Annotated in this window: 21 protein-coding genes and 1 pseudogene; 8 read left to right on the forward strand and 14 right to left on the reverse strand. The window is 64.2% G+C overall.

Annotated features, from left to right (window positions below):
* Positions 1 to 2 precede the first annotated feature (2 nt).
* Positions 3 to 1,208 (reverse strand): alpha/beta fold hydrolase, encoded by a 1,206-nt coding sequence (locus M3G14_RS05645; RefSeq protein ID WP_259925356.1) that lies wholly within the window; start codon positions 1,206 to 1,208, stop codon positions 3 to 5.
* Between the two features lie 250 nt (positions 1,209 to 1,458).
* On the opposite strand from M3G14_RS05645, the gene secA2 reads away from it, so the two are divergent.
* The 4 genes from secA2 (at position 1,459) to M3G14_RS05665 (ending at position 6,027) form a co-directional block, all read left to right on the forward strand.
* Positions 1,459 to 3,750 (forward strand): accessory Sec system translocase SecA2, encoded by a 2,292-nt coding sequence (secA2, locus tag M3G14_RS05650; protein WP_259925358.1) that lies wholly within the window; start codon positions 1,459 to 1,461, stop codon positions 3,748 to 3,750.
* A 173-nt stretch (positions 3,751 to 3,923) separates the two neighbouring features.
* The gene (odhI, locus tag M3G14_RS05655) at positions 3,924 to 4,355 is read left to right on the forward strand and encodes an oxoglutarate dehydrogenase inhibitor Odhl (RefSeq protein WP_259925360.1); all 432 of its coding nucleotides are present in this window, start codon (positions 3,924 to 3,926) and stop codon (positions 4,353 to 4,355) included.
* An 84-nt stretch (positions 4,356 to 4,439) separates the two neighbouring features.
* Entirely contained in the window at positions 4,440 to 5,186 is a 747-nt protein-coding gene (locus M3G14_RS05660; protein WP_259925362.1) for a MerR family transcriptional regulator, read from the forward strand.
* A gap of 259 nt (positions 5,187 to 5,445) precedes the next feature.
* Complete coding sequence (locus tag M3G14_RS05665) at positions 5,446 to 6,027, forward strand: MerR family transcriptional regulator (RefSeq protein ID WP_259925363.1); 582 nt, start codon at positions 5,446 to 5,448, stop codon at positions 6,025 to 6,027.
* Between the two features lie 67 nt (positions 6,028 to 6,094).
* On the opposite strand, the gene M3G14_RS05670 is transcribed toward M3G14_RS05665, so the two are convergent.
* The 5 genes and pseudogenes from M3G14_RS05670 to M3G14_RS05690 form a co-directional block, all read right to left on the reverse strand.
* Positions 6,095 to 7,531, reverse strand: coding sequence for a hypothetical protein (locus M3G14_RS05670; RefSeq protein WP_259925364.1), 1,437 nt, complete (start codon positions 7,529 to 7,531; stop codon positions 6,095 to 6,097).
* 47 nt (positions 7,532 to 7,578) lie between these two features.
* Positions 7,579 to 8,414: pseudogene (locus M3G14_RS05675) on the reverse strand (3-methyladenine DNA glycosylase).
* A gap of 40 nt (positions 8,415 to 8,454) precedes the next feature.
* Positions 8,455 to 9,507: a hemolysin family protein gene (locus M3G14_RS05680; RefSeq protein WP_259925365.1), complete on the reverse strand. Its 1,053-nt coding sequence runs from the start codon at positions 9,505 to 9,507 to the stop codon at positions 8,455 to 8,457.
* Complete coding sequence (locus tag M3G14_RS05685) at positions 9,504 to 10,922, reverse strand: hemolysin family protein (protein WP_259925366.1); 1,419 nt, start codon at positions 10,920 to 10,922, stop codon at positions 9,504 to 9,506. Before M3G14_RS05685 ends, M3G14_RS05680 begins: the two co-directional genes overlap by 4 nt.
* Positions 10,923 to 10,927: 5 nt before the next feature.
* Positions 10,928 to 12,187, reverse strand: coding sequence for a DEAD/DEAH box helicase (locus tag M3G14_RS05690; protein WP_259925368.1), 1,260 nt, complete (start codon positions 12,185 to 12,187; stop codon positions 10,928 to 10,930).
* Between the two features lie 140 nt (positions 12,188 to 12,327).
* Between M3G14_RS05690 and M3G14_RS05695 the strand changes: the two genes are divergently transcribed.
* On the forward strand, positions 12,328 to 13,395 hold the full coding sequence (locus M3G14_RS05695) for an HNH endonuclease signature motif containing protein (protein WP_259925370.1): 1,068 nt from the start codon (positions 12,328 to 12,330) through the stop codon (positions 13,393 to 13,395).
* An 11-nt stretch (positions 13,396 to 13,406) separates the two neighbouring features.
* Here M3G14_RS05695 and gndA read toward each other — a convergent pair whose 3' ends face one another.
* Complete coding sequence (gene gndA / locus M3G14_RS05700) at positions 13,407 to 14,876, reverse strand: NADP-dependent phosphogluconate dehydrogenase (RefSeq protein WP_259925371.1); 1,470 nt, start codon at positions 14,874 to 14,876, stop codon at positions 13,407 to 13,409.
* Between the two features lie 49 nt (positions 14,877 to 14,925).
* Here gndA and M3G14_RS05705 point away from each other — a divergent pair, with 49 nt between their 5' ends.
* Positions 14,926 to 15,393 (forward strand): PaaI family thioesterase, encoded by a 468-nt coding sequence (locus M3G14_RS05705; protein WP_259925372.1) that lies wholly within the window; start codon positions 14,926 to 14,928, stop codon positions 15,391 to 15,393.
* Here the strand turns inward: M3G14_RS05705 and M3G14_RS05710 are convergent.
* The 5 genes from M3G14_RS05710 to M3G14_RS05730 all read right to left on the reverse strand — a co-directional run bounded on the left by M3G14_RS05710 (position 15,390) and on the right by M3G14_RS05730 (position 21,646).
* Positions 15,390 to 16,463, reverse strand: coding sequence for a magnesium and cobalt transport protein CorA (locus M3G14_RS05710; RefSeq protein ID WP_259925375.1), 1,074 nt, complete (start codon positions 16,461 to 16,463; stop codon positions 15,390 to 15,392). The genes M3G14_RS05705 and M3G14_RS05710 overlap by 4 nt on opposite strands.
* Positions 16,464 to 16,570: 107 nt before the next feature.
* Positions 16,571 to 17,446, reverse strand: a complete 876-nt coding sequence (pflA, locus tag M3G14_RS05715; protein ID WP_259925379.1) for a pyruvate formate-lyase-activating protein — start codon at positions 17,444 to 17,446, stop codon at positions 16,571 to 16,573.
* A 100-nt stretch (positions 17,447 to 17,546) separates the two neighbouring features.
* Positions 17,547 to 17,798 (reverse strand): autonomous glycyl radical cofactor GrcA2, encoded by a 252-nt coding sequence (gene grcA2, locus M3G14_RS05720; RefSeq protein ID WP_259925380.1) that lies wholly within the window; start codon positions 17,796 to 17,798, stop codon positions 17,547 to 17,549.
* Positions 17,799 to 17,847: 49 nt separating this feature from the next.
* Complete coding sequence (locus tag M3G14_RS05725) at positions 17,848 to 19,959, reverse strand: pyruvate formate lyase family protein (RefSeq protein WP_259925381.1); 2,112 nt, start codon at positions 19,957 to 19,959, stop codon at positions 17,848 to 17,850.
* A 292-nt stretch (positions 19,960 to 20,251) separates the two neighbouring features.
* Complete coding sequence (locus M3G14_RS05730; protein WP_259925382.1) at positions 20,252 to 21,646, reverse strand: NAD(P)/FAD-dependent oxidoreductase; 1,395 nt, start codon at positions 21,644 to 21,646, stop codon at positions 20,252 to 20,254.
* 143 nt (positions 21,647 to 21,789) lie between these two features.
* Between M3G14_RS05730 and M3G14_RS05735 the strand changes: the two genes are divergently transcribed.
* Positions 21,790 to 23,121 carry a cyclopropane-fatty-acyl-phospholipid synthase family protein gene (locus tag M3G14_RS05735; protein ID WP_259925385.1) on the forward strand — a complete coding sequence of 444 codons (1,332 nt, stop codon included), beginning with the start codon at positions 21,790 to 21,792 and terminating at the stop codon, positions 23,119 to 23,121.
* Between the two features lie 107 nt (positions 23,122 to 23,228).
* On the opposite strand, the gene M3G14_RS05740 is transcribed toward M3G14_RS05735, so the two are convergent.
* Together M3G14_RS05740 and M3G14_RS05745 are read right to left on the reverse strand one after the other, a co-directional pair.
* The gene (locus M3G14_RS05740) at positions 23,229 to 23,963 is read right to left on the reverse strand and encodes a YceI family protein (RefSeq protein ID WP_259925387.1); all 735 of its coding nucleotides are present in this window, start codon (positions 23,961 to 23,963) and stop codon (positions 23,229 to 23,231) included.
* 5 nt (positions 23,964 to 23,968) lie between these two features.
* The gene (locus tag M3G14_RS05745; protein WP_396122199.1) at positions 23,969 to 24,325 is read right to left on the reverse strand and encodes a hypothetical protein; all 357 of its coding nucleotides are present in this window, start codon (positions 24,323 to 24,325) and stop codon (positions 23,969 to 23,971) included.
* 230 nt (positions 24,326 to 24,555) lie between these two features.
* Between M3G14_RS05745 and M3G14_RS05750 the strand changes: the two genes are divergently transcribed.
* Positions 24,556 to 24,927: an RNA polymerase-binding protein RbpA gene (locus M3G14_RS05750; protein WP_259925389.1), complete on the forward strand. Its 372-nt coding sequence runs from the start codon at positions 24,556 to 24,558 to the stop codon at positions 24,925 to 24,927.
* The last annotated feature ends 47 nt before the right edge of the window (positions 24,928 to 24,974 follow it).

Consider the following 24,974-nt stretch of genomic DNA (forward strand, 5'->3'; position numbering starts at 1 on the left):
GGTTAACGCTGCCTGTCGCGCTCGCGGCGCTGCTCGACGGTGGCGGTGTCCACCGTCGTGGTGATGTCACCTGCGGCAACGTAGCCGTCCACGGTGGAGGCAGCACCGGCGGCGCGCAGGGTCTCCACCTGCTCGTCCGTCAGGTCCCCGTAAAGAGTGATGTGGCGGGTGAAGGTGGTGTCTGCGTCGTGGGTGACTTCCACGCGGACGTCGTCAAGCGGCATGCCCTTGGCGGCAATCCTGATTGCCTGCGAGCACGAGACGGCGAGCGCCGACATGAACAGCCCCGTCGAGGTCACACCCTGGCCCTTGCCGCCGGCGTTCTTCGCACGGTCGGTGGTGATTTCGCGGCCTGAGGTGCGCACCACATCCCCGTACTTCGTGCCGCGGGCCGAGTAGGAGATCGCGTTGGAATCGCCCGTGGGCTCCGGGGTGAACTCCGGCACAATGTACTGCTGGGCCCAGGACCCGATGATGTCGGCGGCGCGCTGCGCGGTGCCCTGGCGAGTGAGCAGGTGATCGGCTTTGTCTAGCGCCATGAGCGACTTGGGGTAGCGGGTGAGCTGGAAGATGGTTTGCGCGTTATCGATGCCCACGGTGACGTCGATAGGCGAGTGGACCACGAGCAGCGGCTTGCGCACCTTACCCAGGTACTCCTCCGGGTTCGTCTCCGCGAGATCCTCCAAGAAGTGGCGCGAGATAACCAGCTCACGGCCGCCCAGGGTGACGTGGACCGAGCCGTTCGTATCCGCCTCGCCGATCTTGTCGGCGTAGTGCAGCACGGAATGCGCGGGATCGAAAGGCGCGCCGACGGTGGCCACCATCTTCAGCATCTTCTTCAACTCCGGCCGGGTCGCCGCCTTCAGCACTGCTGCGCCACCAAGCGAGTGCCCCATGATCAGCTGCGGGGCCGTAAAGTGCTTCTCCATCCACTGCGCAACCGCGACGATATCGTCGACGTTCTGGCTAAACGAGGTCTGCGCAAAGTCGCCCTCGGATTGGCCCAGCCCGGGAAAATCGAAGCGCAGCGTGGCGATGCCATGCTCGGTCAGGCGCTTCGAGATGCGGGACGCGCCAGGGGTATGGCGCGAACCGGCAAAGCAGTGCGCGAAGATTGCGTAGGCCTTCGCCGGCCCGTCGGGGCGATCCATGGTGGCGGCGAGCGTAAGACCCGTTGACGAGGGGACCTTCAGGTTCAGAGACTTCATAGCGCGGGTGTTCCCTTTAATGCTGAGTTTTATGCTGAGTTCACAGGTGGTCACGGAGCGTAGCGCGCCAAGCGTGCGCGCGGGCTGCAATACAATCTAAAGCACAAAGAAACTCGCAACAACAGGCCGGGCCGCACACGACTCGGTGGGCGAGTGCGGGCAGCGGCGCGCGGTGCTTAAACTTTAAACATTGATCTTTGCTGCACGATTGCAGCACCGTGAAAAGGGATGAGGAAGGACGGCCCTGCGCATGGGCGCATTCGACTGGTTCTGGAAGGCGATGGGCTCGACTGCAGAGCGCAACAACAAGAAATCCAAGGGCATCGTTGCCGCAGCCTACGAGTTGCTCCCTGAGCTCGAGCAGCTTGACGACGCCGCGCTGGCCGCCGCCATCCGCGCCACCGTCGCCGACGGCGCAATCAAGGACAAGTCGCGCTTCCTGGCCGTGTTGACGATCGCCTCGCAGCGCACACTCGGCATGCGGCCTTTCGACGTGCAGAACCAGGCGGTCCTGCGGCTGCTCGAGGGCGACGTGATCCAGATGGCAACCGGCGAGGGCAAGACCCTCGTGGGCGCAATGGCGGCGACCGGCTTCGCCCTGACCGGCAAGCGTGTCCACGTGATTACTGTGAATAATTATCTGGCCGGGCGCGACGCGGAGTGGATGCGCCCGCTCGTTGAGTTCTTCGGTCTCAGCGTCGCGGCGGTGACCGAAGCCAACAACCGAGAGGAGCGGGTGGCGGCCTACCGCGCCGACATTATCTACGCGCCCGTCACCGAGATCGGCTTCGACCACCTCCGCGATAACCAGATCACCTCGCGGGACCAGACGGTCCAGTTGCCCGCCGACGTCGCCCTGGTGGACGAGGCTGACAGCGTGCTTGTCGACGAAGCGCTGGTCCCGCTCGTCCTCGCCGGCTCAGAGGGCAGCGAGCAGGCGACCGGGCAGATCACCGAGGCGGTGTCCCACCTCGTCGAGGGCAAGGACTACACCATCGACGCCGAGGGGCGAAACGTCTTCCTCACCGACGAGGGTGCCCAGCGTGTGGAGCAGCTGCTGGGGATCGACTCGCTCTACGGCGATGGGCACATCGGCACGACGCTCGTACGCGTCAACCTCGCTCTGCATGCGAAAGCGCTCTTGATCAGGGACGTGCACTACATCGTTGACGACGGCAAGGTTGCACTCGTCGACGCCTCCCGTGGGCGAGTGGCCGAGCTGCAGCGCTGGCCGGACGGGCTGCAAGCCGCGGTGGAGGCAAAGGAGGGCCTGAAAGTCTCTGAAGGTGGCCGGATCCTGGACTCCATTACGCTGCAGGCGCTGATGCAGCGCTACCCGACGGTCTGCGGGATGACCGGTACCGCGGTGGAAGCAACCGACCAGCTGCGTTCCTTCTACGACCTGCACGTCTCGGTGATCGACCGGGCGAGCGAGCTGCAGCGCTTCGACGAGGCCGACCGCATCTACGCCACGATGGAGGAGAAGAACCGCGCGATCGTCGAAGAGGTCGTGTTGCTGCACTCCAACCGCCAGCCCGTTTTGGTGGGAACGCACGACGTGGCGGAGTCGGAGGCACTCGCCGAGGCGCTCGAGGCCCGCGGCGTGGCGGTGAACGTGCTCAACGCGAAGAACGACGCGGAGGAGGCCCGCATCATCGCGGAGGCCGGCGACCTGGGGCGCGTGACCGTGTCGACCCAGATGGCAGGGCGTGGTACCGATATCCGGCTCGGCGGCGCGGACGAGGCCGATCACGATGAAGTCGCCTCCCTGGGCGGGCTCGCGGTCATCGGCACGGCCCGGCACCGCTCGGCCCGCTTGGACAACCAGCTGCGCGGCCGCGCCGGCCGGCAGGGCGATCCAGGGTTGAGCCTGTTCTTCGTCTCCTTGGAAGACGACATTGTCACTACCGGTGGGGCCGACGAGCAGGTCACCGCGCACCCGGGCGCGGACGGAAAGATCGAGTCCAACCGGATCCAGCAATTCGTGGAGCACTGCCAGCGCGTCACTGAAGGCCAGCTGCTGGAGATCCACTCCCAGACCTGGAAGTACAACAAGCTGCTCGCGGACCACCGCAAGATCCTGGATGCTCGCCGCGCGGCCCTGCTCGACACGGACGCGGCCTGGTGCGAGCTCGCCGAGCGCAGCCCCCAACGCGCCGCAGAGCTCGCCGGCTTGGACCAAGCAATGCGCGAACAGGCGGCTCGCGAGATCATGCTCTTCCACCTCGATGCTGAGTGGTCGGAATACCTCGCGCTTATGGACGACGTGCGCGAATCCATCCACCTGCGCGCCATCGCCCGCGAAACCCCGATCACCGAGTACCACCGCATCGCCGTCCGCGAGTTCAAGGAGCTCGCGAATCGTGCCGTTGACCAGGCAGTCGACACCTTCGAGCACGTGCTTATCGACGCCGATGGCGCCCACCTCGCCGACGCCGGCTGGAAGCGACCAAGCGCGACTTGGACCTACATGGTCTCCGATAACCCGCTTGCAGGTTCGGGCAACAGCGTGATCTCTGGGATCGGCAATATCTTTCGGTAGGGTCTGCGTCGTCGGGAAGCGCTACCTGCGAACTTGGTGAGTGAGTGGTGGCAAAGGCCCACAGAACCGGCGCGAGTCGGTAGTATGACAGACAGCTAACTGAAAACCTCGACATCGACGTGGGGCCAACGCGGCCGCACCACGTCGGTATCACACAAAGTCAGGAGTAAGTGATGAGCGAAAACACCGGTAACCCGCAGCACCAGGTGGAAACCACCTCGGTGTTCCGCGCGGACCTGCTGAAGGAGATGGAAAACGGTGCCTCTGCCTCGAAGGACGGCATCACCGGCGCAGAAAATCTCCCCGAAGGTGCGGCACTGCTGGTTGTTAAGCGCGGCCCGAACGCTGGCGCTCGCTTCCTGCTGGACCAAGACTCCACGACGGCTGGGCGTCACCCGGAGGCCGACATCTTCCTGGACGATGTCACGGTGTCCCGTCGCCACGCGGAATTCCGGCGCACCGAGGATTCCTTCGAAGTCGTCGACGTGGGCTCGCTGAACGGGACCTACGTCAACCGCGAGCCCCGCAATTCGCAATCGCTGTCGACCGGCGACGAGATCCAGATCGGCAAGTTCCGTCTGGTCTTTATCGCCGACGAGAAGTAGGCTCCCACCTGTCCACACCGCGCTTTCGTCCAGCTTCGATGCCGGGCGCAGGCGCGCGACGTAGTAACGAAAGATCCACCACTAGTGAGCGCACTCCGTAGCACCTCGCCGCTGAAAGCGGCTGGCCAGTCCCCGAAGGGGAAAGCCAAGACCATGTCCATCGGCGTGGTTCTTGAACGCCTCCGCGAGGAATTCCCGGACGTGAGCCTGTCGAAGATTCGCTTTCTCGAGTCCGAGGGGCTGATCACTCCGCAGCGCACAGCCTCCGGCTACCGCCGCTTTACCGACGATGACGTGGAGCGCCTGCGCTACATTCTCATCACGCAGCGCGACAATTACCTGCCGTTGAAGGTGATCCGCGAGCAGCTCGAGGCCATGGATTCCGGACAGGTCACCGCCATTATGAGCGGGGCCGACGCCGAACCGATCGTCTCTGCGGACAACTTCCGTGCGACCGTGGACACCAAGTTGAGCGACACAGAAGTCGCTGAGCAGGCCAACACGGACCAAGCCACCGTTGCGCAGCTGATCAAGACGGGCCTGATCAGTCCCGATCGGGCCGGGTACTTCACCGCGGACGATGTGAGCGTGGTGACCACCGCGCTGGCCCTCGGCGACTTCGGCGTGGACATCCGCCACCTGAAGACGCTGCGCACCACGGCGGACCGCCAGGTCGACCTTATCGCGCAGGTGGCCGAGCCCATCGCGAAATCGGGCAAAGAGACTGCGCAGCAGCTGGCGGAGGAGACCGGCCAGCAGATGTCGGCACTGATTGTGTCGTTGCACGCGTCGCTGGTGAAAAATCAGTTGCGCAGGAGGCTGGGCAACTAGCTCGCTTTTCGCGCCGCCGACCCGTTGTCTGGGCTCGGCGGCGTTTTTGTTTGCCCGCGTATGGGGGTAGGGGAGCTGCGCTTAGATATAGCTACTGTTTCTTTTGTGGCCAGTGAGAAAGATGGGGTGAAAGAACTCTCAACGTGAAGTTGAGGGTTAGTGTTCGGCGTGTTGCGCGTGCAAAGGTTGACCAAGTGCCTATGCTTGACATTTAATAAGCACAACGGCACTTTCAGCCAAACACCATGGGAGTAATTACGTGACTACGAACACCCCGGAACTCGACGCGCAGCCCGCACTCGATGCCGCCGTCCAGGAATCGCTCTTTGACCTCGGCCCCAGCGACGAAGTTGGCTACCGTGTCCCGATCGCCTGCCAGGTCGCCGGCATCACCTACCGCCAGCTGGACTACTGGGCACGCACCGAGCTCGTGCGTCCCTCCATCCGAGGTGCCAAGGGCTCCGGCTCGCAGCGTCTCTACTCCTTTAAAGACATCCTCGTGCTGAAAATTGTCAAGCGCCTGCTCGACACCGGCATCTCCCTCCAGAACATTCGCCTGGCAGTGGACAAGCTGCGCGACCGCGGCGTCAACGACATCGCAGAGATCACGCTCGTCTCCGACGGCACCACCGTCTACGAGTGCCGCAGTAACGAAGAGATCATCGACCTGCTCGGCGGTGGTCAGGGCGTCTTCGGCATCGCCGTCCCGCAGATTATGAAGGAGCTCACCGGCACCATCTCGGCGTTCCCCTCCGAGCGCGTGCTTCACGACGACGCGCCGACCGCCGAAGTGACCGGCATCGACGAGCTCGCCGCCCGTCGTCGTCGCAAGTCCTCCTAGGCGAGCGCCTACTCCCACAGAGAAAACGTCCTCCGCGTGGTGTACGCGGAGGACGTTTTCCGTCTTCTTACTTGGTGCCGGTCGCGGTCGCGAGCGCCTCCGGTAGCTGCTCCGGGCCGCTTGCCTTGGCGTGCGTGGCGGCGACGCGCTCCACGCCAGCGTCGGGCGCCGCATCGCCGACATGGACAACGGCAACCTCGACACCCTGGTCCAAGTACTGCTGCAAGGAATCAGCGAAGGCGGCACCGTCTGCGTCCTCGCCCGCGTCTGCGGTACCGGTCGTCACCAGCACAATCCGGACTGGATCCTCGCCCCCGGTGGACGCGGACGCAGCTGCGGTAAGGGCCTCGCGGGTTTGCGGAACACCGCCGGTGAGAAAGCGGTGCACCGCCACGTCAACCTCTTCCGCGGAAGGGGTAAGCGCGACATTGACTCGGTAGCCGCGGGTGACCCCCTCGTTCAGCGGCGAGGAATAGTTCCACAGGCCCACCATCTTTTCCTCCGCGGCGACAGCACTTGCGGCCTCGCCGATGGCGTCCTTCGCCGGCTGGAGGAACGGCGCCATGGCATCCGAAGTGTCGAGCAGGAATAGCGTGTGCTCGGCATGCGCCGCGGCCTGCTGTTCCTGCGGTGCCTCCTGTGCCTTGGATTCTTCCGCGGCGGTGCCGCTCGTGGCAGTGTCGTTCGCGGCGGCGCCGGAGCCGAATGCGGCGGCCCAGACGGCGTCGTCGATAGCCGGCTGCGCCTCGGCGTCGTCCTGCGATTGCGCACGTGCAAAATCCTGCCCGGCGCGCGACTGATTCTCGTCGATGCCCTCGCTCGCGTTCAAGGGGATCGCGGCGTACTGCACGGAGGCATCGACGGGGCTGAAGACGAGCCCTTCGGGGGTGGCGTCCTCCGCGGTGGCGACGAACGTGTCCGGCGTTTTCTCAAAGTCGGCAAGCGATTCGACGCGCTGCTGCGTGAGCGCCTCGACTGCGCGATCCTTGTTTTCGCCTGTCAGTTTGGCTGCGACCACGGCTGAAGCCGAGGGTTGTTCGCCAGCGGGGAAGCGGACCGCGCCGAGGTCGATCTCTGCGGCATCGATTGCCTTCTCACCAGCGACGCCGACGGCTTGTGTCGCCACGGTCTCTGGGTCGGATACGGCAGCGGTGCGCTTGGCAGCCTCGATGGTCTTGTGCGTCAGCGGCGTGTCCGGCGCGACGTACACCGCCGCGTCCGCAACGTTGTCTACCAGCTTGGGCTTCACGCAGTAGTCGCGGACGACTGGTGCCGACTCGGCGTAGGCGTCGACGACCTTCTGGCCCACGCCCTGATCGGAAGCAGCGACCGGCAGCTCGAGATCGCCGGAGACGCATTCGCCGCCCTTTGCCTGCTCCGCGCCGTCGCTGCGGCCGAAAATGAGCCACAGCACCAGGGCGAGGACAAGCAATAGCGCCACGAGTACCGCGATGGCACCTCCAGACAGCGTGTAATTGTTTTTCCCGTTGGAGTGCCGTGCCATGTCAACCGCCTTACGCGCCGGAGATGCAAAAAACTTCTGCCGCCATCTTATCCGTCTAACAGCGCATCGAGGATCGCGACAAGCCGAAGCCGCAAGGGCTCGGCGGCGTCGGCAATCTCCCGCTGCCTGCGCACGTACTCTGCCTTGCCTTCCGGCGTTTCAATCGGCACGACGCCGAAACCGAGCTCGCGGCAGTCGTAGGGGGAGGCTTCCATATCGAGCTTCCTGGCCTGCCGAGCCAGCGCAAAGGTGTCGAGCAGCAGCTCTCCAGGCACGGCGGGACCGAGCTTGGTGGCCCATTTGTACAGATCCATCGCAACGTGCACACACCCCGCACGATCGTTGTCGGCCTGCTTTTCGCGCGTGAGCACCGTGAGGTTCAGGGGCCGAGCGGGTGGGGTGAAGAACCGGAAGGCGTCGTAGTGCGTGCACTTGAGCTGGTGCGATTCCACCACCGCGTCGGTCCCGGCGCGGCCCAGCCGCAGTGGCAAGTCGTGGCGCGGTTCGTCTGTGCGGTAGACCATTGCCCACTCGTGCAATCCAAAGCAGTCGAAATGGGCATCACGCTTGCCGACGCCACGCAGCAGCTCCCGAATCTCCTCCATCGCCACCCCGTGGCGGTCGACAAACGCAGCGGCGTCGAACTCGACGGTCGCGCCGCCACCCTGGGTGCACACGACGCGGTAGTCGCGCGATGCGGCATGGGGCGTGTTGGCAGCGTCGTCAAGCACGCGGCCCAGCCCCGGGTGCCAGCGCCGCAGGTGGGTGGGGCGCAGCCAGTAGTAGTCGAAGAGGAAGTCCCACACAGGGTGGTGCTGCCCGCGCGCCCGGCGGTCAAGGTGGGGGACACCCACGTATTGGCGCGGGCCTCGTGCGCCGCCATCGCTGCGCGGTACTGCGCGGGTGCAAGATGCTCGGCCACGCTAGTCGTCCTCGTGGGTCCAGTCGGCGACGGTGCCGACGTACTCCTCGATGACATCCTCCAAGGCGACCACACCGACGACGATCCCGCCGTCGCGGACCTGCGCCATGTGGGCGGAGCGGCGGTGGAGGGAAGTCAGGGCGTCGTCGAGCGACTGCGCCCCGTCGACGCTGCTCAGCGGGCGGATCTTCGACCTTGGCACAAGCGGGTCCGTATCCGCAGACTCCATCAGGTCCAAGATGTCCTTGACGTGCAAATAGCCAACGAACACGCCCGGGGCGGACTCGACCGGGAAGCGGGAATAGCCGGTCTCGCGCACCGCACGTTCCACAGTGGACAGGCGGATCCCCTCCGGCGGGAGTGCAATGGTCTTCACGTCCGGCAGGCGGATCATGACCTCCTTGAGGTTGCGAGAATCCGAGCGCAGCGCCTTGGCCAGGCGGGCGGTTTCCTCGGCATCCAAGAGCCCTTCCTCGCGGGACTCCTGAATCATGCTGGCCAGCTGCTCCTGGTCGACTGTAGATTCCAGCTCGTCACGCTGCACGATGCCAAAGGCCGCGAGGGTCTTGCGTGCAACCCAGTTCAAAAACTCGATGATCGGGCGTGTCAGCTTCATCCACACCGTCATCGGGCCGGTCAGCCACATCGCGGTCGATTCCGGGCCCGCGATTGCGATGTTCTTTGGCACCATCTCGCCAAGCAAGATGTGCAGGTAGGAAATGATGCAGAGCGCGATTGCGAAGGACACCGGGTGCAGGAGGTTCTCCGGCAACCCCAAACCCTTGAAGGGCATTTCGATGTAATGCGCAATCGCTGGCTCGGCAACCTTACCCAGCACCAGGGAAGCGATCGTGATACCGAACTGGGCGCCCGCCAGGTAAATCGAAAGGTGCTCTGTGGCTTCGAGAACCCCCTTGGCGTCCTTCTTGCCCTGTGCCAGCAGGTTCTCCAGCCGGTCGCGGCGTGAGGACACCAGCGCGAACTCCGCGCCAACGAAGAAGGCGTTGAGCGCGAGCAACACGATGATCAAGACAATGGCAAGCCAAATACTCATGCCCGCTCACCTCCCTGGCGCTCGGCCTGTACCTGCGCGGCGATCCGCTCGGCTTCCTCCGGCGAGACCGGACTCAGCACGACGCGATCGACGCGGCGATCATCCATCGCGGAGACGTGGCCGCTCCACTTACCGGCGCCGCCGGCTTCAAACTCCTCGTGGAAGTTCGCCGCCGCGTTCGGCAGCACCACCGTGTCGCCGGCCCGCGGGATCCGGCCCAGCGTCGCCATGATCAGCCCGCCCAGGGTTTCGTAAGGACCCTCCGGGGCGGTGTAGCCGGTCATCGACGCGACGTCGTCAAGCCGCGCGAGCCCGGAGACCTCCCACGAGGTGCCGAAGCGCTGGAAGTCTCGCTCTTGCTCCGCGTCATCGTACTCGTCGTAGACCTCGCCCAGGATTTCCTCGACGACATCCTCGATAGTGACCAGCCCTTGCGTGCCGCCGAACTCATCTGCGACAAGCACGACCTGCGAGCCCGCCGAACGCACGCGATTGAGCACCGAGTCGCCGTCGAGCGTGCCAGGCACGAAGGGTACAGCCTTCGCGAGGCCCGCCAACTTGGTCGTTGCGCGCTCGGACTTATCCACCGAGAACGCGTCCTTGATGTGCACTACGCCGATCGTGTCGTCCAAGTCGCCGCGGCGCACGGGGAAGCGAGAGTGCCCGGTCTCGCGGGCAAACGCAATCAAGTCGGCGACGGTGTCCTCGGCGTCGAGAGCGTTGATCGTCGAGCGAGGCGTCATCACCTCTTCCGCGGTGGTCTCCCCGAACTGCAGGGAGCGGTCAATCACCGCCGCGGTATCCGCGTCCAACCCGCCGGCCTGGGCCGAGCTGCGCACCATCGCGGTAAGCTCCTGGCCGGAGCGCGCGGAGGCGAGCTCGTCGGCGGGTTCCATGCCGAGCTTTCGCACGATGAAGTTCGCCGAACGGTTCAACCCGTTGATGAATCCCTTAAAGACCTGGTTAAACGCGTTGACCGGGGGCACCACGAACCGCGCCGTGGCAAGCGGATTCGTAATCGCCATATTCTTCGGCACCAGCTCGCCGAACACCATGGAGAGGAATGTCGCCACCGCCAGCGCGAGGATCAACGCGACTGCGCCGGAAGCCTGGGCGTTCAACCCGACCAGCTCGAGCAGGGGAGCGAAGTACTTTCCCAGCACGGGCTCGGCGAGAAATCCTGAGGCGAGCGTCGTCAGCGTGATGCCGAGCTGCGCGCCGGAAAGCGTAAAGGAAAGGTTTGCGTGATCGCGGGCGACCGCCTTGGCGCGCTTATCGCCCTTCTCCCGCACGTGGGCGTCGATAGTGGAGCGCTCGAGCCCCGTCATTGCGAATTCAATCGCCACGAACAGTCCCGTTGAGGCTGTCAGCAGGATGAATCCCACGAGCGAGAGGATGGATATGAGTATGTCCATTGCAGTTAGCGCCTATGTCTCCTTCGTGTGTGCTGTGCTTTCCGACGCCCACTCGCCCTCCGCACCGGCTGCCCCGGCGGCGGAAGCGGCGCGCCCTTCGGCTCGCGTGCCCCGGTGATTGTCCTGAGGCTTTCGGACAGTGGCTCGACGTGGACCTCGCGGGCGTCGACGCCCGCCTTGCGCAAAAGCTTATCGACGTCTCCACGCTGCTCATCCATAACGAGAGTGACCACTGTACCTGAAGTGCCAGCTCGGGCGGTGCGGCCGGCGCGGTGCAGGTAGGCCTTGTGCTCTGCGGGCGGGTCGACGTGCACGACAAGCGAGACGTCGTTGATATCGATCCCGCGGGCGGCGATGTCGGTGGCTACGAGCACCGGCGTCGACCCGTCGGCAAAACCCTCAATCGCACGGGTCCGCGCCCCCTGGCCCTTGTCACCGTGCAGGCCTTGCGCGTTGATGCCCGCGCGGCGCAGCTTCTTCACCTGGCGATCGACCCCGTGCTTCGTGCGCATGAACATGATGGTTTTGCCCTCGCGCGCCGCGATTTGCGCGACGATTGTGTTGCGCTGCTCGCGGCTGCCGACGAGCAAACGCACGTGCTCCATCGTGTCGACTGCTGCCTCGACGGGCGCGGTCGAGTGCGTGACCGGGTTGTGCATGTAGCGGTCGATGAGCTTTTGCACGTCTCCGTCGAGCGTGGCAGAAAAGAGGAGGCGCTGGGTGTTGGGCGGCGTGGCGTCGAGAAGCTTGCGGACCTGTGGAAGAAAGCCCATGTCGGCCATCTGGTCGGCTTCGTCGAGTGCGGTGACCTCGACCGCTGCAAGCGAGAGTTTTCCCTGGTTGATGAGGTCTTGCGCGCGGCCAGGGGTGGCGACGAGCACATCGACGGGGGCGGCGAGCGAACGGATCTGGGTATTGATGTTTACTCCGCCAACGACCTCGAGCACGCGGAGTCCGAGCGCGGCGGCGGGGTCGTCCAGGCGCTCGCGGATCTGTGCCGCAAGCTCGCGGGTGGGTGCGAGCACCAGCCCGCGCGGGCGGCCGGGCCGCGATGGGGCGCCGCCGAGGCGGACGAGCATTGGAAGCCCGAAGGTGAAGGTCTTTCCGGAGCCGGTGGGGCCGCGACCAAGGACGTCGCGGCCGGCAAGTGCGTCGGGAATCGCCGCTTCTTGGATGGGGAAGGGGTGCTCGATTCCCTGCTTGGATAAGACGGTGACCACGGGGGTTGGTAGCCCGAGGTCAGCAAACGTGGTTGACGGTGTCATTGCCACGAGTCTACCGCGCAAAAACCCCGAAACCCTTATTAGACGCACGTTTTGCGCTGTCGGTTCCGTTTTGGGCTGAAAGTGCAATACTTCTCACACACGCTTGTTTTCGCAGCTCACGGGTGGTTATCGTGGGTGCCATGACACTCGTAGACGCATTGATCGCACAGGACCGCGCCGGCATCGCCATCGTTGCCGACGCGGCCTCGGCAAGCGTCGACGAACTCGTTGCCCGCGGCATGGACCCAGACCGCGCCGAACAACTCTGTGGTGCCGCTGCAGTGTTCTTCGGCCCGGTGCGCAACAAAGCGGCCCAGGCGGCGTGTGTGGCCGCAGCACGCGAAAACCAGCACCGCCTCGACACCCTGGCCTACATCGCACGCTCCTCACGCTCACTGGACTCGGACACAGACCGGTGGCACTACCGCCAAACCTTATGCGAAACCCAAGGCGACATGCGCCGCGTGATCAACCGGGCGAAAGCGCTGAAAAAGCAACTCAAACCTGCAGCCCCGCGCGTACCGAAGGCCTCGGTGACCTTCCACGACAAGGGCTGGTCGACGGTGCACATCACCGGGCGCACCACGGATGTGCTGCCGGTCTACCGGGCTGCCAACAACGACCCGCAAGCCTGGCTCAACAACACCCGCAGCACGGGTGGGGACGCTGCGTTGACCACGGTGCTGAACATGGACATCGGCGACTTCGCCCAGTGGCGCATGCGCGGCGACGGGGAGATCGAAGTACAACTGACTAATGGTGAGTGGCTTACTGGTGCGCAGTTGGTCAACCGGAAGCTGCACGCCTCGGGCTATATCGCTTTGATCTCCGCCACGGATGGGCCGGTGAACCTCTACCCGGTGCGCCTTGAGCGCCACGCAAACGGTGAGTTGCGCGCGTTGATGAGCGCGGATGGCACCACGTGTGCGTGGCCGGGGTGCAACCAGCCGGCGGAGTTTTCCGAGGCGCACCACATCAAGGAGTGGTCGAAAGGTGGGGCGACCGAGATTGGGAATATGTGCTGGTTGTGCACCTATCACAATCGGCAAAACGGGCGGCCGAAACGCGGGCGGATGCAACGCGTCGGCGGACAAATCATGTGGCAAAGCCCCAAAGGCTACCTCTTACCCAGTGGCACACGCCACACCGACCCCGCACGCCGACACGCCCGACTCGCACACACCCCAGCAACAGGACCACCGGGGTGAGAGCGCTTGCGTTACGCGTCGATCTCTTCGCGCTTGCCAGACCAGGTGGTGTGGAAGGTGCCGTCCATGTCGACGCGCTTGTAGGTGTGCGCGCCGAAGAAATCGCGCTGCCCCTGGATGAGCGCAGCCGGAAGCCGCTTGGAGCGCAGCGAATCGTAGTAGGAGAGCGAGGACGCGAAGACCGGCACCGGGAGCCCGAGCTGGGTGGCGGTGATGACAACGCGGCGCCAGGCGTCGATAAGCCCGCCCTCAAGCTCCTGCTTGAAGTAGGGGTCGAGCAGCAGGGATGGCAGCTGCGGGTCCTTCTCATAGGCTTCGGTGATGCGGTTGAGGAACTTCGCACGAATGATGCAACCGCCGCGCCAAATGCGAGCCAGCGCCCCCGGCTCAAGGTCCCAGCCGTACTCCTGCGAGCCCGCGTTGATCTCGTCGAAGCCCTGCGCGTAGGCGACGAGCTTCGAGGCGTAGAGCGCGCGGCGCACGTCCTCGACGAACGCCTCGCGATCGATGCCGAGCTCGTCGAGCGTTGTCACCTCGCCGGCCGGTAGCCCAGCCTGCTGCGCCGCCTCGCGCTGGGCGATTGCCGACGACAGCGCGCGCGCAAACACCGCCTCACCAATACCGGTGACGGGCACGCCCAGGTCGAGTGCCTCCTTCACCGTCCAGCGACCGGTGCCCTTTTGCCCGGCGGCGTCGAGGATGACGTCGATGAACGGTTTGCCCGTCTTCGCGTCCGTCTGGCGCAGGACCTCGGCAGTGATCTCGATGAGGTAGGAGTCGAGGTCACCCTCGTTCCAGGTACTGAAGATTTCCGCGAGCTCTGCGGGCGCGATGCCTGCGCCGTAACGAAGCAGGTGGTAGGCCTCGCCGATGACCTGCATGTCGGCGTATTCGATGCCGTTGTGCACCATCTTGACAAAGTGGCCGGCGCCGTCCGGGCCGATGTGGGTCACGCACGGTACGCCGTCGACCTTCGCGGAAATGTCCTCGAGCAGCGGCCCGAGCGTCTCCCAGGATTCCTTCGGCCCGCCCGGCATGATCGACGGGCCGCGCAGCGCGCCTTCCTCGCCGCCGGAAATGCCGGCGCCAACGAAGTGGCGGCCGCGCGCCGCGACCTCCTTCTCGCGGCGAATGGTGTCGGTGAACAAGGCGTTGCCGCCATCGATGATGATGTCGCCGTCGTCCATCGCGGTCGCGAGCTGGTCGATCACCGCGTCCGTCGCCGCTCCTGCCTGCACCATAATGATAGCCTTGCGCGGACGCTTCAGCGAGGCGACGAAATCCTCGATCGTCTCGGCGGGGACGAACGAGCCCTCCTCGCCGTGCTCTGCGATAACCTGGCGGGTCTTTTCCGGGGAGCGGTTAAAAATGGCCACCGTGTGGCCCTTCGAGGCGAAATTGCGGGCGAGGTTGGAGCCCATCACGGCCATGCCAACGACGCCGATATCGGCGGTTCCGTACGCAGGAGATGCTTCAGTCATGCCGCCGATTCTACGCGTCGGTAGCGGTCAGCCGCGCTAGAGTGTGGCCATGACTCCACATGCGAAAAGACAGGCCGGGTTGCCCAGCCGTTTTGCCAGGGAAGTGCTCGATACGCCGCTCGACGACGCCGAACTCCGCGCCCTCAACGACCTGCGCGGCGGCTTCGGCGCCCACATCGGGCTCGTCACCACCGCGTGCGCGGCGTCGGGCTGCACGGGCTACGTCGAGGTTGGGCCGCAGTTGCTGCAGGTCACTGGGGTGGTCAACGGGGGCGTATATGCGTCGATAGGCGAAACGCTCGGCTCGATTGCGGCGATCGCCGCGGCCGGCCGGCCCGCTGTGGGCATGAGCAACTACACCGACTTGCTCGGCAGCGTCGCCGAAGGCCGCATCGAGGCGGAGGCAGTCCCCGTGCACGCGGGCAAGCGCACGCACCTGTGGCGCGTTGAGCAGCGCGCGGGCGAGCGGCTCGTCGCTGTGACGAACCTGAAGCTGATGCTTCTCGACGCCACCTAAAGCCAATGGTTACGCCGGAACCACCAGTACATCAGCGCCATCGACGCGAACATGACGAAGAGCACGACCGGGTATCCGTACGACCAGCCGAGCTCCGGCATGTTTTCGAAGTTCATGCCGTAGATACCCGCAATCATCGTGGGCGCTGCGGCCATGCCGACGACCGCGGAAATCGTGCGCATGTCCGAGTTCTGCTGCATGCTGACTTTCGCCACGGAGGCGTCGAGTAGCGAGGAGAGCCGCTCGTCGAAGCCGAAAAGGTGATCGCTGGCAATCGTGGCGTTGTCCATGACGTCGCGGAAGTACGAGCGCAGCGTTTTGCGCAGCAGGTCTTTGTGCGCGACCAGGGCGTTTTTCAGCGCCGGTACGAGCGGGTCGATCGCGTGGCGCATCTCCAGCACCTCACGCTTGTACATGTAGATCTTGTCGATGTTGATGTCGCGGCGTGGGGTGAATACCTCGTTTTCCAGCTCGTCGACGTCGGTCGCGAGCTCGCTGGCGACGCGCAGGTGGTTGTCCACCGCGTAGTCAGCGATCTTCCAGGCCACTGCGGCCGGGCCGAGAATCGCCAGCTCTTCGTCCTCCTCGAGCTGTGCGGTGAGGTCCGGTAGGGGAGCGTGGTGGCGGATCGTGATGGCGAAGTTCGGGCCGACGACGATCTGAATCTCGCCGGTGGAAATGATTTCGCGCGAGTCGTCGACCTCCTCGTCGTCGCGGTAGTACACGGTGCGGATGACGAGGAAGAGCTGGTCATCGTAGCGCTCGACTTTGGGGCGCTGGTGGGCGTCGATGACATCGTCGACGATGAGGTCGTGCAGGTTGAACAGTTCCGCAATCCGTTCCATCTGCGTGTTCGTCGGCTCCTTGAGCGAGAGCCAGACGAAGGCGTTGTCGTGTGCTTCAACGCGTTCGAGCGCGTGGGCGACGCGTACGTTTCCGGGCTGGCGTTTACCGTCGACAAAGATGCGGCAGAAGTCGATCGATCGCTCGATTGGCACCGGGACGTGGGGTGCAACGGGTGCGAAGTTCTTCTTCGGCCGTGGACGTGGCATGGGGATCCGAGGCGGCATGCATGCCTCCCTTCATGTGACGCGAAAACCAGCGGGCAAAGCCCTGAGAAAATACTACGCCCTCCCGCCGGGTGCGAACCCACGGGAAGGGCGCGGTGTGCAGCGGCCTAGAAGACTTGCAGGCCGCGGGAGCGGAAGACCTCGCGAACCTGTTCAACCCGCTCCGGGGACGGAGGGCTGACGTCCTCGAGCTCGTAGGGCAGGCCGATCCGCTTCCACTTGTCGGCGCCCATGTTGTGGAAGGGCAGTACCTCCACGCGTTCAACGTTGTCGGCCCAGCGAGCGACGATGTCGGCGACGTTGTTCACGTTCTCTTCGGAGTCCGTGTAGCCCGGCACCACGACGAAGCGGACCCACACCGGCTTGCCGATCTTGTTGAGCCGGTCACCGAACGCAATGGTGGGCGCGAGCTCGCGCTTCGTCACTGCGTTGTAGGTGTCTTCGTCGCCGGACTTGACGTCCAGGAGCACGAGGTCGATGTTCTCCAGGTCCTCGTCGGTCAGTCGCGCTCCGAGGTAGCCGGAGGTGTCGATGCAGGTGTGAATGCCCGCATCGTGCACCAGCTTGAGTAGGCGGCGTGTGAACGCAATCTGGAACAGCGGTTCGCCGCCTGACAACGTAAGACCACCGCCGGAAGCCTTGAAGATGCTGCGGTAGCGCGTGACGCGCTTGGCCACCGATTCGACGGATTCGAGGGTGCCCTCTTTCATCTCCATCGTGTCCGGGTTGTGGCAGTACACGCAGCGCAGGGGGCAGCCGGACAAGAAGATGGTCATGCGTGTGCCGGGGCCGTCGACTGCGGTGACCAGCTCCCACGAGTGCACGAGTCCAACGTCGCCTGTGCGGCGGGCTTCGAGCAGTTCGGGGCGGGTGATTTCGAGATCAGCGTCCGCGGTACCGCCGAGGCCGGCGGCCACGCCTCTCACCCGCTCACCCTGCTGAGGTTCGAGCGTAACTATGCCTGTTGTTCCATCTTGCGCCATTGGCTGCCTCCTAGGCTCAAATGCTTATCGACGAGCGCCCCACCGCCCGCCTCTGCCAGAGACGAACAGTGGGGCGTTGTTTCAAATGTGTGCGCCTCGCTTATGCGCCGCGGTGGAAGGTGCGCGAGATGACGTCGCGCTGCTGCTCCTTGGTGAGCTTGACAAAGTTCACCGCGTAGCCGGAGACGCGAACGGTGAGGTTCGGGTAGTTCTCCGGGTGCTCCATCGCGTCCTCCAGGGTGTTCTGGTCCAGGACGTTGATGTTTGCGTGGTAGAGGCCAGAGTCCATGTTGTTTGCGGAGCGGTTGGCCTTCATCGAGTTGAGACGATCTTCAAAAGTGTGGGTAGCCATGATGGATTCCTTTCTGGAAGTGTTGAGTGGGGTATTCGTATTCGCCACGCTATGCGGGGTGAATCTCGGAGTCCGCGTGCTCCATGATGAAGCCTGCGTCCAGCACGCCAACCAGGTTGGCCACCTGCTCCTCCTTGTTGCGGCCGAGGCCGGAGGGGGTGATCGTGTTGGTCAGCGAGATGCCGTCAAGCGCGTCGTTGTAGTCGAGCTTGCCAACCGAGAGCATGGACGCCACCATACCGTGGTTATCGGCACCGTTCTCCGGGTTTGCGCCCGGTGCGAACGGGGTACCGGCCTGGTGCCCGGAGGGGAAGGAGCCGGTGGCCTTGCCGTAGACAACGTTGGAGGTGATGGTGAGCACCGACTGGGTCGGGATCGCATCGCGGTACATCGGGATCGACTTGATTTTCTGCATCACGGTGTGCACCACGGTCGCGGCGATGTCGTCGGCGCGGTCGTCGTCGTTGCCGTAGAACGGGAACTCACCTTCGGTGATGTAGTCGACCACCAGGCCGCTCTCGTCGCGGACCGGGGTGACCTTGCCGTACTTGATCGCGGACAGGGAGTCGGCCACGATCGACAGGCCAGCGATGCCGCAGCCCATGGTGCGCACGATTTCAGAGTCGTGCAGGGCCATCTCGATGGACTCGTAGGCGTACTTGTCGTGGCAGTAGTGGATGATGTTCAGGGCCTCGACGTAGGTGCCGACGACCCAGTCAAGCATCTCCTCGTACTTTGCCCAGACCTCGTCGAAGTCCAGCGGGCCGTCGCCGGTGATCGGGGTGTGTCCCTCGGTGACCTGCTTGCCGGTGACCTCGTCACGGCCGCCGTTGATGGCGTAGAGCAGGGCCTTCGCAGCGTTCACGCGGGCGCCGAAGAACTGCATCTGCTTGCCAACGGGCATCGGGGACACGCAGCAGGCAATCGCGGCGTCGTCGCCCCACTGGTCGCGGATCTGCTTGTCAGACTCGTACTGGATCGAGGAAGTCTCGATAGAGATCGCGGCGCAGAATTCCTTGTAGCCGTCGGGCAGTGCCGGGTCCCAGAAGATGGTGATGTTCGGCTCCGGAGCCGGGCCCAGGTTGCGCAGCGTCTGCAGCAGACGGAATGCGGTCTTGGTGACCTGGTGGCGGCCATCGGTGGAGAAGCCAGCATCGGACCAGGTTGCCCAGTACGGGTCGCCGGAGAAGATCTGGTCGTAGTCCTCGGTGCGCAGGAAGCGGACGATGCGCAGCTTGATCACGAGGGCGTCGATGATCTCCTGTGCCTCTTCCTCGGTGAGCGTGCCGTTTGCCAGGTCGCGCTCGAAGTAGATGTCGAAGAAGGGGGAGAGGCGGCCAATCGACATGGCAGCACCGTCCTGGCTCTTGACAGAGGCCAGGTAGCCGAAGTAGGTCCACTGTACAGCCTCGTGTGCGTTGGTGGCCGGGCCGGAGATATCGAAGCCGTAGTCGGCAGCCATCGCCTTCAGCTTCTTGAGCGCCTTGATCTGCTCGGCATGCTCCTCGCGGTAGCGTGCCCAGTGCTCGGAGAAACCCTTCTCCAGGGAGGCGTCCTTGGCGGCCACTTTTTCCTCGATGAGCTTGTCCACACCGTAGAGTGCAACGCGGCGGTAGTCGCCGATGATGCGGCCGCGGCCGTATGCGTCAGGCAGGCCGGTCACGATGTGGGAAGAACGAGCCGCGCGGATGCGGGGGGTGTAGATATCGAAGACGGCGTCGTTGTGGGTCTTGCGGTACCGGGTGAAGACCTTCTTCACGTCTTCGTTGACTTCCTTGCCGGCCTCCTTGATGGCCTGCTCGACCATGCGCCAGCCGCCGTTCGGCATCATGGCGCGCTTGGTCGGCACGTCGGTCTGCAGGCCGACAATGACGTTGTCGTCTTCGCAGATATAGCCGGCGGGGAAGGCGTCGATGTCAGCCGGGGTTTCGGTGTCGACGTCGTAGACGCGGCGCTCGCGCTCAACAGCGAGGTAGTTCTTGTCCAGCGTGTCCCAGACGCGCAGCGTCTTTTCCGTCGGGCCGGCGAGGAACGAAGCGTCGCCGTCGTAGGGGGTGTAGTTGCGCTGGACGAAGTCGCGGACGTCGACCTGCTCGGTCCACGGGCCTTCCTTGAAGCCATCCCATGCGTTGGTCTGCGATGCAGCGGTAGTAGCAGTCACGTTGAAAATCTATCCTTTACATCTCGAGGATCTTCGATGATGGTCGCGCTAACTCTCTCCCAGGTTCCCGTTCAACATCCGCCACTGAAGCGTGCAACTTCAGCCGATGATTTGAAGCGCGCCATCGTTAGCACCATCATAAGGTAAGACCATTGCGGATTGCATCTCCGGCACGGTGTGATGTCGCGCACTGGGCGACATTTGCCCCCAAACGTCGCAAAAGGCCCGGTCAAAACGACCGGGCCAAACAACGCGCCTCCCCGAGGGGGAGTAACGCGGGGGTAGTACGGGGTTAGTTTTCGCCGTTGGTGTCGCGGACTTCCTCGAGTCCGTCGTCGCCAGCCTTCTCGCGCAGCTTGTTCAAAGAGTTGCGTCCGTGCAGCTGCTGCAGGGTAGTGGCGAGGTTGTAGCGCTTCGGAGTTAGCGCGTTGAGCGTCCAGGTGTACAGGGAGACAAGCCGGTTTCGGCCGCCGACCAGGAAGGATACGTGCACAGCCAGCCACATGAGCCAGCCGAGGAAGCCGGTGACTTCGACCTTGCCCATCTTGACCACGGCGTTGAAACGGGACACGATCGCCATCGAGCCCTTGTCGAAGTATGCAAAGGCATCGCGGTCTGCTTGCGCGACGCCATGTTCGACCTGCTCCTTAATAATGCGGCCGACGTACTCGCCGGACTGGATCGCCACCTGGGCGACGCCCGGCAGGCGATCGCGGCTCATCATGTCGCCGACGATAAAGACATTGTCGGTAGCGCCCACGGTGAGGTCCTCGTTGACCGGGACCTTGCCATTGCGTTCGGCTTCGACGCCGACCTGCTCGGCAATCTGCTTGCCCAGCGGGGAGGCCTGGACGCCGGCAGACCAAATCTTGGTGGCTGCGCGCAGCGTCGTTTCCTTGTCGGTCTTGGTGTCCTTGTACGTCACGGAATTGGCGTCGACGTCCGAGACCAGGGCGTTGAGCACCACGGTCACGCCCTTGCGCTCAAGCTCGCGCTGGGCGCGCTTGCCCAGTCGCTTGCCGAATGGCGGAAGGACCTGGGGCATGCCGTCGATAAGCACGACCTTGGCTTGCGAGGGCACGAAGTTCTTGAACTGCCCCTTGAACGAGCGGTGGGCCATCTCGGCGACCTGGCCAGCGAGCTCCACGCCGGTCGGGCCTGCGCCGACGATGACGAAGGTGAGCAGCTCCTCGCGCTCCTGCTCGGTCGTCGCGAGCTCGGCGCGCTCGAATGCGCTGAGCAGGCGGGCGCGGATCTCGAGCGCGTTGTCGACCGTCTTCAGTCCCGGAGCGAATTCGGCGAAGTGGTCGTTGCCAAAGTAGGACTGGCCAGCGCCAGCGGCAACGACGAGTGAATCGTACTCGTACGTGCGGGTAAATGCGCCCTCGTTCGCGGTCACGGTCTGACCTTCGACGTTGACGTCGGTGACGTTTGCGCGGACAACGGTGACGTTGTCCTGGTCTGCCAGGATCTGGCGCACCGAGGTAGCGATCTCGCCACTCGAAAGCAGACCCGTGGCCACCTGGTACAGCAGGGGCGCAAACAGGTGGTAGTTCGTGCGGTTGATCAGCGTGACGTCGACATCTGCGTCGGCGAGCTCACGAGCTGCGAACAGTCCACCAAAACCGGCACCGATAATAACTACGTGGTGGCGGTTGCCTGCGGGGCGAAACGGCGTTTCTGCCATAAGTACCTACTCCTTGCACACAAAGTACACAATGCTGGGGAAATTTTTACCATGCATATCCTACGCTTTTCGCCCCAAACCACCAGTGAGGGGTCCCGTCGTGGCACCGACCGCGAGCAAATCTGACGACTAGCATTGTGCGGGTGGCTAACTCTCAGCGATTTCCGGAGCACCTGGCGCCTATCGACGCGGCAACGTGGCCAGCCGTGGCCAGCGCGCCCACTGGCCGGTTCCTTGCTTTCAGGGCAGGGCGCGCCGAAGCGCATTTCGCCGCGACGTGCGCGAAGGCGAAGCTGCACCTCGAACCCCACGATGGCGAAGGCCCGGACCTGAGTATTGATTACGTGGAAGTCTTCGACCGGATCGCCGTCAGTGGCTGGGTTGGGCTCGCGGAGAGCTATATGGCAGGAGAGTGGCACACCCCAGATTCTGACCGTCTGGTTCGCGTCCTGCGCGGGCTGATCCAGGCAGGGTATACGCCACCGACGTTGCGTGTGGCGCCGCCGCAGCACGGCAATGCCGGCCAGATTCCGCCATCACTCGTCCAGCATTATGCGGGGGATGGCGTGAGCCCTTTCCAGGGGCACTTCGCTACGGGGGTGCCAACGCGTGAGCGCGTGCGTATCAAGTCGTGGGTGCCTCGCGCGGGCCGGGGCGGGGAGCCCGCGACGCACTTCGTGGATCGAACGGAGTTCGGGGCCCCGCTTGACGACGCCACGACGCGGGCAGATCTCGCCGACGCGCAGGCACGTTCGGTGGATATGGTCGTCGACGAGGCCGGCGTGCGTGAGCGCTGGCGGATTCTCGAGTACCCAGCTGCGGGGCCTGCAGTCACGCTAGCGACCGCGGCACGCAACGCGGAGACAGAATGCGTGACGGTGGACGAGGCGACCGCGGCGGCGTTGCGTGAGCAGCTCACGTTCGCTGGGGCGCACGGGCACGTTCGCGCGGCGAATCCAAACGTGAAGCCGCTTGGACGCGATTTCGATGCGGCCGTCTCTTTCGAGTATCTCGAGACATTGTCGTCGCCGGACAAGGCGGAGTACCTGACACGGTTATGTAAGGCGGTCGCGCCCGGCGGCCGGATCGTGGTGCAGACGATCCTCGGCACTGAAAAGATGACGCAAAAGGGCGCGGGCGCGAGCGCGTCTGCGGCGCTGACCTCGCTGCGCGCGTATGTGTGGCCGGGGCTGAGTTACGCAACGCCAGAGGAACTGGCGAAGCTCGTGGATCGGAAGACGCCGTTGCGCATGATTGGTTCTTCGCACGCGCCAGACCATCTGGCACGTTCCTTGGCGCTGCAGCGGGCGACGTTTGAGACGCATCTGCGCGACGCTGCGGCCGATGGCTTCGACCCGGTGTTCCGGAGGCTCTGGGTGTGGCAGCTGGCGCTGCGCCAGGCGCTCGCGGAGCTTGGGCTCATTGATCTCGCGCACGTGACACTCACGGCGCGGCACCGTCGTGGACGACGGTAGGGGTGGTGAGTGTGGCGTCGGGAAGCGATGGCGCACGCGTGAGTTGACATAATGTACATTATCGGACATATGTGGTGATATATTGCGTCACGTGACGCAATATAGGCCTAGTCCTTGGTTAGGTGCAGGCGGACGTTGACTTCGCCCTCCTCGTTGATTGTGGCCGCGACGAACTCTGGCGATTCGACGCCGTAGTTCAGGCGGTTGATCGGCACATCGCCAGCGACGTACAGCGAGGATCCGGAGCGCGCCGCGATGAACACGTGCGTGACCGGATTGGTTTCGCCATGGATGGTCATCTCGCCGGTGAGCTCGACTGTGCCGACCGAGCCGTCCCCCGGAAGCTGCGAGACGTCGGCAGGCTCGGTCACGCGGAAGGTTGCCTCCGGGTACGTGTCGGTGTGCAGGAGTTTGCGCCGCACATTGGCATCTCGGACGTCGCTATCGCTCGTGAGGTTGCTCAGGTCTACGGTGATCTCGCCGGCCGTCAGCGTGCCTGCCTCGATGGTGACGTTGCCGGTCACGCCCTCTGTTGACGCAGAGGTAACCTTCCGCTGGCCCGGGAGCACCTCGGAGAACGTAAAACCGGCCGAGGTGCTATTTGCCCCCGGGCGTTTCGTTACAGACCACTCGCCATCGACGCCAGTCTCCGCGGCCTTCAGGCGCGACTCGTCGATGCCCTCGGTCTTGACCCCGTTGCTAAACAAACCACTGAGAGCCAGCGGTACCAACGCAATTGCGAGAAGGATGACCAGGACAACGGAGACAACAACGATGAGGATCGTCCGCTTGCGCTTTGCCGCTGCAACGTCCTCGGGTGTGGGCAGATTCCTAGATTGCATGCTTGCTACCTTAACCTCTCGATGTGTTGAGCCAAGCTCACCATTTCGTCACAAAGGTGACGTAATTCCTCTGGCGTCGCGCCCTCGGCCGCAGCTGTGCGGACGTCTTCTGCCGCGCACCGCAACTGGTACAGTTGATCGCGCAGGTCAGACACCTTTTCTGGGCTGAGGATCACCGCATTGTCCGGTATCTTCGTCCCCGTCACGGCATTTCGCTGCTCGTATGCGCGCTGCTTGCACGACGGGCTGCAGAATTTCCGACGCCGACCTCTCCCCTTTTGCTCCGGCAACGGGCCGCCGCACCAGGCACACACGGGAGGGGTGCGATCTCTCCGGGCAACGTGGGGCGATTGTTCGGGCACCGATGCTGCTACGTCGTCAATGCTTGCCACACGGTAAGCCTAGTACATCGGGCCAACCCCACCCCACCTCTCCTGTGCTGACTACCGCTAAAGGTGGCTCCGGGAACAAAAGCCGACGCGGAGTCGTTATACTAAGGCGTTGACTTTGCAACGTCACCGGGCGCGCGCAAGTACGGCGAGTCCGGGTGCATAAGTGCCGCACCGCACGAAATTGAAGGGATGGATATAGCATGGCTGATCGCGTGCTCCGAGGAAGCCGCATGGGTGCCGTAAGCTACGAGACCGATCGGGACCACGACCTGGCCCCGCGCCAGATGGCAAAGTACCGGACCCCGGACGGGACGGTGTACGAGGTTCCCTTCGCAGACGATGCGGAAATCCCCGAAGAATGGATGTGCAAGAACGGCCAGCTGGGCACCCTCATGGAGGGCGAAGGTGTGGAATCTAAGCCGACGAAGCCGCCGCGCACCCACTGGGATATGCTGCGCGAACGCCGCAGCCTCGAGGAACTCGACGTGCTCCTGGAGGAGCGTCTCGAGCACCTACGCAAGCGCCGCCGCGCCGCAGCCCGCCTGGCCAAGGAGCAGCAGGAAAACAAGTAGGCCACACACGCTTCAAGGCCCGGACCGCAGGCATTGCGGGCCGGGCC

The organism is Corynebacterium sp. p3-SID1056 (genome assembly GCF_025152525.1).
In the GTDB taxonomy this organism is placed as follows: Bacteria; Actinomycetota; Actinomycetes; order Mycobacteriales; family Mycobacteriaceae; genus Corynebacterium.